The organism is Streptomyces griseus (assembly GCF_001715295.1).
Lineage (GTDB): Bacteria > Actinomycetota > Actinomycetes > Streptomycetales > Streptomycetaceae > Streptomyces > Streptomyces griseus_G.
In genome coordinates this window covers 803,952-820,301 of sequence record NZ_MDKB01000003.1, presented here as the reverse complement: position 1 = coordinate 820,301, position 16,350 = coordinate 803,952, and the positions used below count along the sequence as shown (strand labels likewise).

General features: G+C 71.9%; 10 protein-coding genes. All 10 read left to right on the top strand.

The features are described from left to right. Positions 1-80: 80 nt before the first annotated feature. The 10 genes from BA175_RS19880 (at position 81) to BA175_RS19835 (ending at position 16,293) form a co-directional block, all read left to right on the top strand. Entirely contained in the window at positions 81-1,235 is a 1,155-nt protein-coding gene (locus BA175_RS19880) for a hypothetical protein (protein WP_069172779.1), read from the top strand. A 122-nt stretch (positions 1,236-1,357) separates the two neighbouring features. Continuing rightward, entirely contained in the window at positions 1,358-2,137 is a 780-nt protein-coding gene (locus BA175_RS19875; RefSeq protein WP_069172778.1) for a TIGR03936 family radical SAM-associated protein, read from the top strand. A gap of 223 nt (positions 2,138-2,360) precedes the next feature. Further along, positions 2,361-6,611: an Rne/Rng family ribonuclease gene (locus BA175_RS19870; RefSeq protein WP_069172777.1), complete on the top strand. Its 4,251-nt coding sequence runs from the start codon at positions 2,361-2,363 to the stop codon at positions 6,609-6,611. Between the two features lie 140 nt (positions 6,612-6,751). Beyond that, positions 6,752-8,419, top strand: a complete 1,668-nt coding sequence (locus tag BA175_RS19865) for a glycosyltransferase family A protein (RefSeq protein WP_069172776.1) — start codon at positions 6,752-6,754, stop codon at positions 8,417-8,419. Between the two features lie 311 nt (positions 8,420-8,730). After that, complete coding sequence (gene rplU, locus BA175_RS19860) at positions 8,731-9,051, top strand: 50S ribosomal protein L21 (protein WP_014045903.1); 321 nt, start codon at positions 8,731-8,733, stop codon at positions 9,049-9,051. A gap of 14 nt (positions 9,052-9,065) precedes the next feature. Beyond that, positions 9,066-9,323 carry a 50S ribosomal protein L27 gene (gene rpmA / locus BA175_RS19855; RefSeq protein ID WP_014045902.1) on the top strand — a complete coding sequence of 86 codons (258 nt, stop codon included), beginning with the start codon at positions 9,066-9,068 and terminating at the stop codon, positions 9,321-9,323. A 140-nt stretch (positions 9,324-9,463) separates the two neighbouring features. After that, positions 9,464-10,906 (top strand): GTPase ObgE, encoded by a 1,443-nt coding sequence (obgE, locus tag BA175_RS19850; RefSeq protein WP_069172775.1) that lies wholly within the window; start codon positions 9,464-9,466, stop codon positions 10,904-10,906. 340 nt (positions 10,907-11,246) lie between these two features. Next, positions 11,247-12,746, top strand: a complete 1,500-nt coding sequence (locus BA175_RS19845) for a bifunctional cytidylyltransferase/SDR family oxidoreductase (RefSeq protein WP_069172774.1) — start codon at positions 11,247-11,249, stop codon at positions 12,744-12,746. Positions 12,747-12,876: 130 nt separating this feature from the next. Then, positions 12,877-14,922 carry a hypothetical protein gene (locus tag BA175_RS19840; RefSeq protein WP_069172773.1) on the top strand — a complete coding sequence of 682 codons (2,046 nt, stop codon included), beginning with the start codon at positions 12,877-12,879 and terminating at the stop codon, positions 14,920-14,922. A 135-nt stretch (positions 14,923-15,057) separates the two neighbouring features. Next, the gene (locus tag BA175_RS19835; protein ID WP_302622498.1) at positions 15,058-16,293 is read left to right on the top strand and encodes a glycosyltransferase family 2 protein; all 1,236 of its coding nucleotides are present in this window, start codon (positions 15,058-15,060) and stop codon (positions 16,291-16,293) included. Positions 16,294-16,350 lie beyond the last annotated feature (57 nt).

The following is a 16,350-nucleotide window of genomic DNA, read 5'->3' as shown; positions in this document are numbered from 1 at the left end:
GTGACACCGCCCGGGTGACGCCCCGGTGACGAAGGCACGGACCGGGAACCCCCGGTCCGTGCCTTCGCGTCGTGCAGGGCATGGACGACGCGAAGGACCGGACACCCGTGCCCCACGAGGGCGGGGAGGGCTGCCTCACCACTCTCGTCAGGATTCCCGTACGCCTCGTGGTGCTGGTTCTCGTGCTGCCCGTGCGGATGGTGTGGGACCTGGCCGTGGGCGGGGCGCGGGCCCTCGACCGGGTGCTGCTGCGCCCGCTGGGCCGCGGCCTGGAGCGGCTGTACGCCACCGTGGTCGCCCCCACCGGGCGGGCGCTCGCGTGGCTGGCCGTCGCCGTCCTCGTCCGGCCCTGGACCGCGCTGTGGCGCCACCTGGTCGTGCCGGGCGTCCGGTACGGGATCGTCGTCCCGCTGATGTGGCTCCACGCCACCGTGGTCACCCCGGCCGGCCGCGGGCTGCGGTGGGTGTACCGCACGCTGCTCGTCCCGGCGGGGCGGGTCGCCGCCGCGACGGTCGTCGCCCTGGTGACCGTCGTCCTGGTGTGGCCCGTGGCCGCGGTGTGGCGCCATGTCCTCGAGCCGCTCGGGAGGGCGGGCGCGTGGCTGGCCCGGCAGGGGCTGGTGAGGCCGGTCCTGTGGGTGCACCGTCATCTCCTGACCCCCCTCGGCCACGCCCTCGTGCACACGTTCCTCGTGCTGGGGCGCGGGCTCGCCGCCACGGTGCGGGGGCTGGGGACCGCCGCCGTGCGGATGGTCGTGACGCTGCTCGTCGTCCCCGTCTCCTGGGTGTACCGGCGGATCCTCGTCCCGGTCGGCCGGGAGACCGCGGCGGCCGTGGGCGTCGCCTGGCGGATCGCGGGCTTCGTCTCCCGCGCGGTCGGCCGGGGGCTTGTGTGGCTCGCCCGGCACCTGGTCGGCGCGCCGGCCGGCTGGGTCTACCGTGCGGTGTGCACTCCCGTGGGGCACGTGCTGCGCGACGCGGTCCTGGCGCCCGCCCGGCGCGCCGTCCGGGAAGCGGGACGTGCGGCCCGCGGCGTCCTGGGCGCGGCCCGGGAGACCCTGCGCGCGGCACGCCGGGACGCCTGGCGCGCTCTGGTGGGGAAGCCGCAGGTCACGGCGGCGCGGGAACTCGAGGGGTCCGCTGCGCGTACCCTGGGTAGGACAACGACTGTCCCCAGCGCGGCGACCGCGCCCGAGATCTCCCTGCCCGTCGGCTCAGCCGGTGAGCGGGGGTGAGCCGGAGCGGCACCCCGGGGCACCCCGTACTTCGTGGGCGGTACGCCACCGCGTCCGCCCCGCACCGAGGAGAAGAACCACTGGGCAAGCGACAGCCCGAAGGCCCGCCGCCCGCACCGGCGGTGCAGCGCATCCGACTGCGCTACACCAAGCGGGGCCGCCTCCGGTTCACCAGTCACCGAGATTTCCAGCGTGCCTTCGAGCGGGCGCTGCGCCGCTCCGAGGTGCCCATGGCCTACTCGGCGGGTTTCACCCCGCACCCGAAGGTGTCGTACGCCAACGCCGCCCCGACCGGTACGGGCAGTGAGGCCGAGTTCCTGGAGATCGCCCTCACCGAGGCGCGTGACCCCGAGGTCCTGCGAGTCCTGCTCGACGCGTCGATGCCCGCGGGCCTCGACGTCGTCGACGCGGTGGAGGCCCGTACCTCCGGCCTCGCGGACCGTCTGACCGCCTCCGTGTGGGAGATGCGCCTGGACGGGGTCGAGGTGCAGGACGCGGAGAAGGCCGTGGCCGCCTTCCTGGCGGCCGGGACCGTGGAGGTCCAGCGCCGGGCGAAGAACGGCATGCGGAGCTTCGACGCGCGAGCGGCCGTGGCCGACCTGCAGGCCCTTGATCCACAGGCCGATAGGCCCGGGGACAGGCCCTGTGCGATACTGCGCCTGGTAGTGCGGCACGTGACACCTGCCGTGCGACCCGACGACGTCCTGTCCGGTCTCCGAGCTGTGGCCGACCTGGCGCCGCCGGTCCCCGCAGCGGTGACCAGGCTGGCGCAGGGGCTCTTCGACGAGGAGTCCGGCACGGTGACCGACCCGCTCGCGCCCGACCGCGAGGCAGCCCCGGCCGTTTCCACGGCCGATCCGGCAGCCGCCGCGGCGGCGCCGGAAGGTGCAGGTTCCGCGTAAGGCGGTCGTTGTAGCGCAGCCCTCGGACCCGGGAGCCACCTGGGTCGGGCCGCGCACCGCCCCATAAGACTTTCGCCAGGCCGTGCACCGTACGGAACCGGCGAGCCAGACATCAGCTCCCGTGCGGCGCCCGCGCCCCGGACGGCGGTCCCGCGCACATCACGCGGCCGACCGGACCGGAATCAGACGCGGCGCCCGGGAGCGTGACGGGAGAACCACCCGCATGCCCGAGCCGATCGAACCCGGAAACACCGGAAACACCGAGGACAGCAACGCTCCCGGGGACAAGCTGCCGCCGCGCCGCAGGCGTCGTGCGGCCTCCCGGCCCGCCGGCCCGCCCGGCGGGGCCGGTGCCGAGAGCGTCTCCGCCGCCGTGACGGCCGAGGACACCCCGGTGACCACGCCGGCCCCGGCGCAGAGCGCCGAGGCCGAGGAACCGGCGCCGCCGGCGCGTACCCGCCGCCGCGCGGTCCGCAAGGCGACCGCTCCGGCGGGCGCCCCGCAGGCCACCGAACCCGCGGCCGAAGCCCCGGCCGCCGAGGAACCGGCCGCCGAGGTGCCGGCCGAGGACGCCGAACCCGCGCCGCCGGTACGTGGCCGCCGCCGCGCGGTCCGCAAGGCGACCGCTCCTGCGGGCGCCCCGCAGGCCGCCGAGATCGTGGCCGAGCCGGCCGCCCCGGCAGCCGCGGAGATCCCCGCCGCGACTCCCGCCGCGGAGGAGACCGCCGAGGCCCCCGCCGAAGCGCCCCGTCGTCGTCGCGCCACGCGCAAGGCGACCGCCCCCGCGGGCGCCCCGCAGGTCGTCGACACCGAGACGGTGGAGCTCCCCCCGGCCGAGCCGGCGAAGGCCGAGGAGCCCGCCGCAGCCGCGGAGCCCGCCGTCGAGCCCGCCGCACCGCGTGGCCGTACCCGGCGTCGTGCGTCGGCTCCGGCCGGTGCACCGCAGGCGGCGCGGACCGCCGAAGCCGCCGCCGAGTCCGCCGAAGCGCCCGCCGCCGAAGCTGCCCAGGCCCCCGAGGCCGCGGAGACCCCTGAGGTCGCGGAGACCCCTGAGGTCGCCGAAGCCCCCGCCGCCCCGCGCGGCCGTCGTCGTGCCACCCGCAGGGCGTCCGCTCCCGCCGGTGCGCCGCAGCCCGACGAGGAGGAGGCCGCCGAGCAGGCCGCCGAGACCGGCGAGAGCCTCCCCGAGGCCGTCGCCGAGGAGCTGGCCGCGGAGACCCAGGAGGTCGAGGAGGCCGCACCGCGCGGTCGCCAGCGCCGCCGGGCCACCGCCGCGGCTGGCCGCCCGGAGTTCACCGCCAAGGCCGAGGAGCCCGCGCGCAAGAGCCGGCGTGCCACGCGCCCCGCCGTCGCCGTCTTCCAGGCTCCCGTCTTCGCCGAGCCGATGTTCCAGACCCCTGAGACGGCCGCCGCCGCGGCAGCCGCCGCCGGGTCCGCGCCGCAGCGGGAGAGCGACACCCACGAAGAGCCCCAGGCTCCGGAGCGGGTGTCCCGCCGGACCGGCGGCACGCGGACCGTCGAGCCCGCCGACGGGGGTGCCGCGCCCGCCGAGGCCGCCGAGGAGGCGCCGCAGGGCGGATCGCGCCGCCGCCGCCGCCGTCGTGGCGAGGCCGTGGAGACCGAGCCGGCGGCGACGCCGGTCACGCTCCCCGCCGAGCATGCCGTCGAGGACGAGCACGAGGCCGAGACCGAGACGGACACCGACCACGAGGGCGACGAGCAGGACGAGTACGGCGACCGCCCCTCGCGCCGCCGCCGCCGGGGCGGCCGTCGCCGTCGCCGAGGCGAGGCCAACGACACGGACGAGGCCGAGCAGCACGAGGACGCCTCCGCCGACCGCTCCGAGGAGGAGCCGCAGGCCCGGGACGAGGAGGACGAGGACGACGACTCCTCCGGATCCAGCAGCAGCCGTCGCCGTCGCCGCCGTCGCCGTCGCAGCGGGGACGCCTCGGGCGAGGAGACCGCGACGGGCGCCGACGACCCGGAGCGTACGGTCGTCAAGGTCCGTGAGCCGCGCCGCAAGGAGGTCGAGCGCGAGCCCGGCACCGGCTTCGACGAGGTCCAGTCCATCAAGGGCTCGACCCGTATGGAGGCCAAGAAGCAGCGCCGCCGCGAAGGCCGCGAGCAGGGCCGCCGCCGGGTCCCCATCATCACCGAGGCGGAGTTCCTGGCGCGCCGCGAGGCCGTCGAGCGCGTGATGGTCGTCCGTCAGAGCGGCGAACGCACCCAGATCGGCGTCCTCGAGGACAACGTGCTCGTCGAGCACTACGTCAACAAGGAACAGGCCACCAGCTACGTCGGCAACGTCTACCTGGGCAAGGTGCAGAACGTACTGCCGTCCATGGAGGCCGCCTTCGTCGACATCGGCAAGGGCCGCAACGCCGTGCTGTACGCCGGCGAGGTCAACTTCGAGGCGCTCGGCATGGCGCACGGGCCGCGCCGCATCGAGACCGCGCTGAAGTCCGGCCAGTCCGTCCTCGTCCAGGTGACGAAGGACCCGATCGGCCACAAGGGCGCCCGCCTGACCAGCCAGGTCTCGCTGCCCGGCCGCTACCTGGTCTACGTGCCCGAGGGCTCGATGACCGGCATCAGCCGCAAGCTGCCCGACACCGAGCGGGCCCGGCTCAAGAGCATCCTCAAGAAGATCGTTCCCGAGGACGCGGGCGTCATCGTGCGCACCGCCGCCGAGGGCGCGAGCGAGGACGAGCTGCGCCGTGACGTCGAGCGGCTGCAGGGCCAGTGGGAAGAGATCCAGAAGAAGTCCAGGAACACCACCGGTTCCAACGCGCCGACGCTGCTCTACGGCGAGCCGGACATGACCGTCAGGGTCGTCCGGGACATCTTCAACGAGGACTTCTCGAAGGTCATCGTCAGCGGTGACGACGCCTGGGAGACGATCCACGGCTACGTCTCGCACGTGGCGCCGGACCTCACGGACCGGCTGTCGCGCTGGACGTCCGAGGTCGACGTCTTCGCGACGTACCGGATCGACGAGCAGCTGATGAAGGCGCTGGACCGCAAGGTCTACCTGCCGAGCGGTGGCTCGCTCGTGATCGACAAGACCGAGGCGATGGTCGTCGTCGACGTCAACACCGGCAAGTTCACCGGCCAGGGCGGGAACCTCGAGGAGACCGTCACCAAGAACAACCTGGAGGCGGCCGAGGAGATCGTGCGTCAGCTGCGGCTGCGCGACCTCGGCGGGATCGTCGTCGTCGACTTCATCGACATGGTGCTGGAGTCCAACCGGGACCTGGTGCTGCGGCGTCTGCTGGAGTGCCTGGGCCGGGACCGTACGAAGCACCAGGTCGCCGAGGTCACCTCGCTGGGTCTGGTGCAGATGACCCGCAAGCGGGTGGGCCAGGGTCTGCTGGAGTCCTTCTCCGAGACCTGCGTCCACTGCAACGGCCGCGGTGTGATCGTCCACATGGAGCAGCCGACGTCCACCGGTGGTGGCGGCGGGGGCAAGCGCTCCAAGAAGCGTGGACGTGGCGGTGCCGGGCACGAGCACGACCACGAGCAGCACGAGCACGCCGAGATCACCGAGACCGCCGAGGACACGGCCGGCCACGAGGCCGAGAGCGAGGCGGAGGTGGCCGCGGAGGTCGCCGCCCCGGTGGCGCTGCCCGAGCCGGAGTTCGTCGCGGACGAGGAGCTGTACAGCAGCCCGGCCGAGGCGGAGGCCGCCGCCTCGCGCGGTCGTGGCCGCCGCCGCGCCACCCGTAAGGTGTCGGCGCCCGCCGGTGCTCCGAAGGCCCCGGCCCCGGCCGAGGCCGAGGAGACGCGGACCGCGCAGGTGCCCTCCGCCGTCGCGGAGCCCGCCGAGGCGCCCACCGCCGAGCCGGTGGCGGAGGCACCCGAGGCCCCGGAGGCATCCGAGGCCGCCGCGCCGCAGGGCCGTACCCGTCGCAGGGCGACCAGGAAGGCGACCGCTCCGGCGGGCTCGCCGAGGCCGGCCGGTACGGCGGAGCCGGTGCGGCCGGTCGAGCCGGTGGCCGATCCCGTCGCCGTCGAGGACCCGGTCGTCGAGGCACCCGCCCCGGCCGCCGAGGCCCCCGACGCCTCCGGAGCCGCCGGTACCGCTGAGGTGCCTGAGGTGCCTGAGGCCAAGGCTCCGCGGCCCCGGCGTCGCGCGACCCGCAAGGTGACCGCTCCGGCGGGCTCGCCCTCCGGAGCCGAGGAGGCCGAGATCGTCGTGGTGACGGGCGCGCCCGCCACCGAGGCACCGGCCGCCGAGGCTCCGGTCGCGGAGGACGCCGCCTCCGCCGACGGGGAGACGGCTCCGCCGGCCAGGAAGACGGCCACGCGCAAGGCCGCCAAGACGGCTCCGGCCAAGAAGGCGGCGGCGAAGAAGACGGCGGCCAAGAAGACCACGGCGGCCAAGAAGACGACGGCGAAGAAGACGACCGCGAAGAAGGCGACGAAGAAGTCCGTCGCCGCCGAGCAGCCGTCCGCCTCCGCCCCGTCCGAGGCGTAGCCGCGGGCTGATCCCGCGTGACCGCGGTGGGCCGTCCTCCTGCACCGGGGGACGGCCCACCCGTGCGTCGGGTGTTCGACATGCCTTCTCGTGGGGGGACGGCATGAGGGGTTCGGATCCATGGGGTGGGACGGAAAGTCATGCTGAAAGTCACTGTCGTGGTGCCCGTGTACAACGCGGGGCCGTACCTGGAGCGCTGTGCGCCGTCCTTGCTGGGACAGAGCCTCGCGACGGACGAGTACGAGGTCGTCTACGTGGACGACGGGTCCACCGACGGATCCGCCGAGGTCCTCGACCGGCTCGCCGCGGATCACCCTCACGTTCGGGTGCACCACCAGGAGAACTCCGGCTGGCCGGGCAAGCCGCGCAACGTCGGTGTCGCCATGGCGCGGGGGGAGTACGTCCAGTTCGTCGACCAGGACGACAGGCTGGCGCCGGAGGCGCTGGAACGGCTCTACGCGATGGCCCACCGCAACGGCTCCGACATCGTGCTGGGCAAGATGGCCGGCTCCATGGTCGGGCCTTCCGCCGTCTTCCGCCGCAACCGTGAGGTCTGCACCGTCGCGGACGCGCCGCTGATCGAGACCCTCACCGCGCACCGCATGTTCCGCCGCGCCTTCCTGGAGGAGCACGGGCTCCGCTTCCCCGAGGGGTACTGGCGCATGGAGGACCTGCTCTTCATGGTCCGCGCCTACCCCAGGGCCCGGGTCGTCTCGATCCTCGCCGACTACCCCTGCTACTTCTGGGACCGCAGGGAGGACGGCGGCAACAACAGCGAGGCGGAGTACGACGTCGCCGAGGACTTCGGCCGTCTGCGCACGATCATCGAGGCCCTCGCCGCGTCCACCGAGCCCGGTGAGCTGCAGGACCGGCTGATGCGCCGCCTGTACCGCGTCGAGACGATGAGGGGGGTCAGCGAGCCGTTCGTCGTGAAGGCCGAGGACGAGGAACGGCTGACGGCCTACCGCCTCGTCCGCCCCCTGGCGACCGAGTGCTTCCCGCCGGGCGTCCGCGAGGGGATGCCCGCGGTGCAGAGACTGCGCGCCACCCTCCTGGAGGACGGACGGCCCGACTCCCTCCTGGAGCTGGCCCGCCGGGTGCGTGGGATCCGCCCGCGCCTCGACGTCGACGCCGTCGAACAGGACGGGGGCGGGCGGCTGAGCCTGCGCCTGCGGGCCACCTTCCACCAGGCCGACGGGACCCCGCTGGCCCTGACCGGGAACCCCGGCGGACATGTGCTCGACCCGCGGTTCACCGAGGGCATCGAGGGCGCCGACGGTCTGACGGTCGCGGACCCGCTGGCGTACGCCACCGGTGAGGTGGTCGTCCACGACCTCAGCCGCAAGGTGTGGTGGCACGCGGAGGACACCCTCGAACCCCGGCTCGAGACGCTCGGTGACGGGCTGAGCCACGTCGTCGTCGAGGGCTCGGTCGTGATCGACCCGGCCACCCTCGCGGGCGGCGAGCCGCTCCTGCCCGGCACGTACGAGGTGTGGACCGGCGTCCAGGTGCTCGGTGTGGGACGGCGGCCACGGCTGACCCCGGCGGACGCCGGACGGCGCGTCGCCCTCACCTCCACGCCGATCGCCGGGACCCGCCGCACGGTCCGCCCCGACTGGTCGGGGCGGGGCGCACAGCTGAGGCTCGTGGTGAAGAAGCCCGCACCGGCCCCGAAGCCGGTGAAGCCCCCGCCTACGGGGCTGCGCCGGATCTACCGCGGCGTGCTGCGCAGGCTGCCCGCGGGCCCGCGCAGGGCCGTGCGGCGGATCGTGGCGGGCGCGGCTCGTCCGCTGCGCCGCCGGGGCTGAGGAGCCGGGCCCGAGGAGCCGGGGGAGGCGCCGCCCTGAAGGCCCGCCCGCGCGCCTCGGCCCGCGCCGCCGTCGGGTGCCGGACGCCGGAGGGCGGACGACGGACCGGCCCGGGGCGGTTTGACCGGCGGTGCGGTGGCCCCGTAGCCTCTACCTTCGGCGTGTTTGTCTGTGCGCCTGCCCCTGAGCACATCCCTCCCGGTGCGGTTTCCGTACGGGAGAGGCCGCTCATCCTTCCGGATCGCCCCGGGCCTCGGCCCGTGCGAGCGGCTGGCATCAGGGGATCCGTTCCGAGTGAGAGAGAGATCCGCGTGTACGCCATCGTGCGCAGCGGTGGTCGCCAGCACAAGGTTGCTGTCGGCGACATCGTTGAGGTTGACAAGATTTCCACTGCCAAGGTTGGCGACACGGTCGAGCTCTCGACCCTGCTCGTTGTCGACGGCGACGCCGTGACCAGCGACCCCTGGGTCCTGGACGGCATCAAGGTCCAGGCCGAGGTCGTGGACCACCACAAGGGCGCGAAGATCGACATCCTTCGCTACAAGAACAAGACGGGTTACCGCCGTCGCCAGGGTCACCGCCAGCAGTACACGGCGATCAAGGTCACCGGTATCCCCGCGGCTGCGAAGTAAGGGACTGAGGAGACATGGCACACAAGAAGGGCGCATCGTCCACTCGGAACGGGCGCGATTCCAACGCTCAGCGGCTCGGCGTCAAGCGCTTCGGCGGCCAGGCCGTCAACGCCGGTGAGATCCTGGTCCGCCAGCGCGGCACCCACTTCCACCCGGGCACGGGCGTCGGCCGTGGCGGCGACGACACGCTGTTCGCGCTGACCGCCGGTGCGGTGGAGTTCGGTACCCACCGTGGCCGCAAGGTCGTGAACATCGTTCCCGTCGCTGCCTGATCCAGGCACCGGCTGAACGACTCAGCACCTTCCGAGGGCGGATCTCGGCTTTCCCGGTGAACGGGGAAGCGGATCCGCCCTCGGCGCGTTACGTCAAAAGACATTCCCGTCTGTATCCGCAGTACCTGGAGGCACCAACCATGACCACCTTCGTGGACCGCGTCGAGCTGCATGCCGCCGCGGGTAACGGGGGCCACGGCTGCGCCTCCGTCCACCGTGAGAAGTTCAAGCCGCTGGGCGGCCCCGACGGGGGCAACGGCGGACGCGGCGGCGACGTGATCCTCGTCGTCGAGCAGTCCGTCACCACGCTGCTGGACTACCACCACAGCCCCCACCGCAAGGCCACGAACGGTCAGCCCGGTGCGGGTGACAACCGCTCCGGAAAGGACGGCACGGACCTCGTGCTGCCCGTCCCCGACGGCACCGTGGTGCTCGACAAGGACGGCAACGTCCTCGCGGACATGGTCGGCCAGGGCACCACCTTCGTCGCCGGCCAGGGCGGCCGCGGCGGCCTCGGCAACGCCGCGCTGGCCTCGGCCCGCCGCAAGGCGCCCGGCTTCGCGCTGCTCGGCGAGCCCGGGGAGAGCCGGGACATCGTCCTGGAGCTCAAGACCGTCGCCGACGTGGCCCTCGTCGGTTACCCGAGTGCCGGCAAGTCCTCCCTGATCTCGGTGCTCTCGGCGGCCAAGCCGAAGATCGCCGACTACCCGTTCACGACCCTGGTGCCCAACCTGGGCGTCGTGACCGCCGGTTCGACCGTCTACACGATCGCGGACGTCCCCGGCCTCATCCCGGGCGCCAGCCAGGGCAAGGGCCTCGGTCTGGAGTTCCTGCGGCACGTCGAGCGCTGCTCGGTCCTGGTGCACGTCCTCGACACCGCGACGCTCGAGTCGGACCGTGACCCCCTCACCGACCTCGACATGATCGAGGAGGAGCTGCGGCTGTACGGCGGGCTCGAGAACCGGCCGCGCATCGTGGCCCTCAACAAGGTCGACATCCCGGACGGTCAGGACCTGGCCGACATGATCCGCCCCGACCTGGAGGCGCGCGGCTACCGCGTCTTCGAGGTCTCGGCCATCGCGCACAAGGGGCTCAACGACCTGTCGTACGCCCTCGCCGGGATCATCGCCGAGGCGCGCGCCACCAAGCCGAAGGAGGAGTCGACCAGGGTCGTCATCCGCCCGAAGGCCGTCGACGACGCGGGCTTCACGGTGACCAGGGACGACGACGGCATCTACCGTGTGCGCGGCGAGAAGCCCGAGCGCTGGATCCGGCAGACCGACTTCAACAACGACGAGGCCGTCGGCTACCTCGCGGACCGGCTCAACCGGCTCGGCGTCGAGGACGCGCTGCGCAAGGCGGGGGCCCAGGCCGGTGACGGCGTGGCGATCGGACCCGAGGAGAACGCGGTCGTCTTCGACTGGGAGCCGACGATGACGGCGGGCGCCGAGATGCTGGGCCGCCGCGGTGAGGACCACCGGCTCGAGGCCCCGCGCCCCGCGGAGCAGCGCCGCCGCGACCGGGACGCCGAACGCCACGACGCCCAGGGTGAGTACGAGGCGTTCGAGCCCTTCGGGGAGTGAGCGGCCGCACCCGCGGGGCCGGCGGCGGTGCGGCCGTCGCCCCCCGGGGGTCCCCGGCGCCGGGGCCGGACCGGGCGGCGGCTCACCCGGCGGGGAGCCGCCGATGGGCCGCCCGGGTGAAATGCGGAGGGCGGCTGTTTCCGCTCCTCGGTGATCCATGCCGCTCAGACGTGTGGTGTCGGTCACGCGTCCGTACGGCCGCTGCCCAGGCGTTTTCCCTGTGTGGGCGGGGAACGGGAGGTGTCCGCCGGGTGAGCCGGGCTCGACGTCCACCTTGCGAGATGGTAACGGAGAGTGTAACCATCGGGATGTTCCCCAGCCCTCGCGAGGTAGGTCGTCTGTGTCTGAGCAGTACATAGCCCAAGTCCGCACCACGGCAGTCGTACTCGCCGGCGGTACCGGTCAGCGCGTGGGTCTCTCGATACCGAAGCAGTTGCTGAAGATCGCGGGCAAAGCGGTCATCGAGCACACCCTGACCATCTTCCAGCAGGCCGAGTCGATCGACGACATCATCGTCCTGATGGCGCCGGGCTATGTGCCCGATGTCGAGAAGATCGTCACCAAGGCGGGTCTGACCAAGGTCGTCAAGGTGATCGAGGGCGGGGCCACCCGTAACGAGACGACCGAGCGTGCCATCGCGGCTCTCGGTGAGGGCCTGGCCGAGGGGGAGGACCGTAACGTCCTGTTCCACGACGCCGTGCGTCCCCTGCTGTCGCAGCGCGTCATCAAGGACTGTGTCGACGCCCTCGACCGCTACCAGGCCGTCGACGTCGCCATCCCGTCCGCGGACACCATCATCGTCACCCGCACCCACGGGGAGGACGGCGAGTTCATCACGGACGTGCCCGACCGCTCCAGGCTGCGCCGCGGCCAGACGCCCCAGGCCTTCAAGCTCTCCACCATCCGGCGTGCCTACGAGGTGGCGGCGGGGGACCCCAACTTCCAGGCCACCGACGACTGTTCTGTGGTCCTGAAGTACCTGCCGGACGTGCCGATCTACGTCGTCGCGGGCGACGAGTACAACATGAAGGTCACGCAGCCCGTCGACGTCTTCATCGCGGACAAGCTGTTCCAGCTCGCCTCCACGGCCGTTCCCCAGCCGACGGGTGAGGCGAGTTACCGGGAACTGCTCACCGGCAGGACGATGGTGGTCTTCGGCGGCTCGTACGGCATCGGGGCGGACATCGCCGCGCTCGCCGAGTCGTTCGGCGCCACGGTGTACGCGCTGGGCCGTTCCACCACCGGTACGCACGTCGAGAACCCGGAGCACGTCGACGACGCGCTCTCCAAGGCGTACGCCGAGACCGGGCGGATCGACTACGTGGTCAACACCGCGGGTGTGCTGCGGATCGGCAAGCTGGCCGAGACGGACAACACGGCGATCCAGGAAGCGCTCAACGTCAACTACCTGGCACCGGTGCAGATCGCCCGCGCCTCGTACAAGTACCTGGCGGAGACCAAGGGTCAGCTGCTGCTCTACACCTCCAGCAGCTACACCCGGGGCCGTGCGGAGTACAGCCTCTACTCCTCCACCAAGGCCGCCATGGTCAACCTCACCCAGGCGCTCTCGGACGAGTGGGCGGCGGACGGTGTGCGGGTGAACTGCGTGAACCCCGAGCGCACCGCGACGCCCATGCGGACCAAGGCCTTCGGTGACGAGCCGGTGGGCTCGCTGCTCTCCTCGGAGGCGGTGGCCCGTACGTCCGTCGACGTCCTGCTCTCGGAGATGACCGGCCATGTGATCGACGTGCGGCAGCAGGACCCGACCCGCGGTGCGAGCGAGGCCTCCGGCTTCGAGCAGGCGCTGGCCTCGGTGCTGGACCGTCAGATCGATGTGTAATACTTAATGATCGACTTTTCGGGCCCCGTCGGTTCGCCGTAACGGTGAATCGGCGGGGTCCGAATTCGTGAAGTTGCTCTTCACATTTCCCCCGCAAGGTAATCAGTCGGATCCTCGGGAGCGGTACTTCGTGATTTCGAAAGCCATTCGTTTGGCTCGTGTCGGCAGCGTTTCGGAGCTGGCCGCCGCGCTCCTCGTGGGCTTGGGCTTCCCGTGCGTCATGCTCGCGGCCATCATCCCCAATCTCTGGTTCTTCGCGTTCGCCGCCTTCGTGACCTATGCGGCCGACCATTATCTGCACCGCTGCGGCAGCTACCTCGTGAACCGGCTGGCCGCCGTGCGCGCGGGTCTCTCGATCCGTTTCCTCGTGCGTCAGCTGCTGCTGATCCTGCTGCTCTCGCGCATGGGCTACGGCGAGGGCATGCTCTTCTACGTGACCATGGCCAGCCTGCTGGCCTTCTACGGCCTCCAGGCACCGCAGAGCGCGATGGTCACCCTCATCCGGCTCCGCCGCAAGCTGCCGGTGGTCACGCGCAACGTGGACCTCGGCGTGCTGGCCTTGGGCGACGCCCCGCCGAAGCTGCTGATGAACCGCCCGGCCGAGAAGATGCTCCACCTGGACCTCTTCGGGATGATCGGCGTGCTGATCGCGGTCGGGACCGGCGTGGAGGGCGTCGCGTTCGTCGGCCTCGCCCTCATGCTGGGCTCGGCCCTGCTCTACCTCGCCGCCCTGCTGCCGCACATCCGTCCGAGCCGGCTCGTCGTGCCCGAGGCGAAGGTCCTCGCGGCGGTCGACGCGTGGCTGGGCGAGTACCGGCCCACGGTGATCCTGTACTTCTCCGGTTCCAAGGACTCGGCGTACCAGGTCAACATGTGGCTGGAGACGATGGCCAAGCTCGGCGGGCGGCCGCTGATCTTCCTGCGCGAGCGCAACATCGTCCCCCAGCTCGCCATGACCTCCGTGCCGGTGCTCTGCGTGCCGGGCGGGGTGCACCTGATGAACCTGGACCTCTCCTCCGTACGGGTCGCGCTGTACGCCGCCAACGTCGGCAAGAACATCCACATGCTGCGGGTCCCGACGATGAAGCACGTCTTCATCGGGCACGGCGACAGCGACAAGCTCGCCAGCGTCAACCCGTACAGCAAGGTGTACGACGAGGTGTGGACGGCGGGCAAGGCCGGCCGCGACCGTTACGCACTGGCCGACGTCGGGGTCCGGGACGAGGACATCGTCGAGGTGGGACGCCCTCAGCTGGCCTCCATCGAGTCGTGGACCGGTACGCCGAAGAACCCGGTCCCGACCGTGCTGTACGCCCCCACGTGGGAGGGCTGGGACGACAACCCGGGCAACACCTCCCTGCTGCTGGCGGGCGAGAACATCGTCCGGCGTCTGCTGGCGGCGGACCAGCCGGTCCGGGTGCTCTACAAGCCGCATCCCTTCACCGGCACCCGCAGCGCCCAGGCGAAGGCGGCGCACTTCCGTATCACCGCGATGATCGAGCAGGCGGCGGCCGAGCGTGCCGTCGACCCGCGGTGGGCGAAGGAGCGGGAGGCGCTGCGCGCGGGACAGGTCGAGGCGCGGGCCGAGATGGTCCGGATCGAGGCACGGCTGTCCCAGCTCGCGGGCAGTTCGAGCACCGAGAAGGACGAGGCTGAGCTCTCGCGCGACTCCAGGATCGCCCCGGAGACCGAAGCGGAGACGCTGAGGCTCAGGGACGAGTGGAACGACGCGTACTGGCGTGCGGCCGGCTGGTGGGAGCACAAGGTCATCACCGGGGCCGAGCCCCGTCTGTACGACTGCTTCAACGAATCGGACGCCATGGTCTCCGACATCTCCAGCGTCGTGTCGGACTTCATCGCCAGCGGCAAGCCGTACGCCGTGACGGACTCTGCGGGAATGGGCGCCGAGGAGTTCCAGCGCCAGAACACCGCCGTGCGCGCCGCGGTCATCCTGTCCAACCCGGCGACCGAGATCGACGCGCTCCTGGCGGCGGTCACCGATCCGGCGGCCGACACCCTCGCGGAGGCCAGGCGTGAGCTGAAGCGGTATCTGCTCGGCCCGGACGAGCCCACGTCGCTCGAACAGTTCGACACTGCGGTGCGAGCCCTGGCCGCCAAGGCCGAGGCACGCAACATCGGCGTCGCCCGGAGCCTGGGCGAACCCGTCGGCGGCTGAACGACGACGCATCGGTCCGACCGAACGGCCCAGTAGCCCATGCGAGGGCTTTACTGGGCCGTTTGTGCGACGAGTCACACATCGGATGGGTGCCGTCGCACAACCACCCGTCCGTTCCGGCTGTCTTCTGTTTGTGTGAACGTCACACGTACTCCTGATGTCAGTGTCATCGTCGGCGCATACCAGGCGATGCCCTATCTCATCCGCTGCCTCGAATCGGTGGAGGCGCAGACCATCGGTGCCGACCGCATCGAAATCATCGCGGTGGACGACGGTTCGACCGACGGAACGGGCGAGTACCTGGAGGAATTCGCGGCCCGTTCGCCCGTTCCCACGCGCGTGATCAGGCAGAAGAATTCGGGGGGCCCGAGCGGGCCACGCAATGTGGGAATCGGCCTGGCGCGCGGCCGCTACGTCTTCTTCCTGGACGCGGACGACTACTTCGGTGACGAGGCCCTCGAACGCATGGTGGACATGGCCGACCGGGCCGGCACCGACGTGGTGCTCGGCAAGGTGGTCGGCGTCAACCGGGGAGCCCCCCAGTCGATGTGGACGCGTACCCAGGAACGTGTCGACGTCCATCGCTCCAAGGTCATTTACACCCTGAGTGCGCAGAAACTCTTCCGCCGGGAACTCCTGTTACGGACCGGTCTGCGTTTCGACGAGGAACTGAAGACGGGTGAGGACGCCCTCTTCACCATGGAGGCGTATCTGAGGGGAGCGGGTGTCTCCGTCATCTCCGATTACACCTGCTATCACCTCGTCGGCCGCGAGGACGGCAACCACGCCACCAGGAGGGGCAGTTACGTACTGCGCTTCGAAGCGGTGGCGGCGATGGCGGCGCTCATCCACCGGCTGGAGCCGCCCGGTCCCAAGCGTGATCTCCTCATGGTCAGGCCGTTCACGGTCGGACTGCTCCAGCAGTTCGCGCCGGGCATCCTGAAGCAGCCGGAGAGCGAGCGGAAGCACCGGATGGAACTCGCGGCTCCGATCATGGAGGCATACTGGACCGACGGTGTGGCCCGCAGGATCAAGGTGGGCGAGCGGCTGAGGCTGGTCTGCGTCGCACACGGGCGGCTGGACCTGCTGGCCGACGTCCTGAGGTTCCTGCAGGCCAAGGAAGTTCCGGAGCTGGTCGCTTCCGAGGACGGCGGCAGGCTCTTCCTCGCCTACCCGCACTTCCGCGATCCGGATGCTGGTCTCCGTGACGAGGACTACGAGGTGACCGTGCCGGACTGGCACGGTACCCGCCGCGTCGAGAGGCCGAAGAGAGTGCCGAGGCCGGCACCGAAGCCGTCCACGACGCGGCGCGTCGTCCGGCGGGTGCGCAGGGACCTGCGTCGCTGGCGTGCGCGCCTGGGCGCAGGCTGAGTGCTCCGGTCGCCCGCGCAAGCGCCCACGGCCCCTGTGGGCACCTCGCGGCAGGAC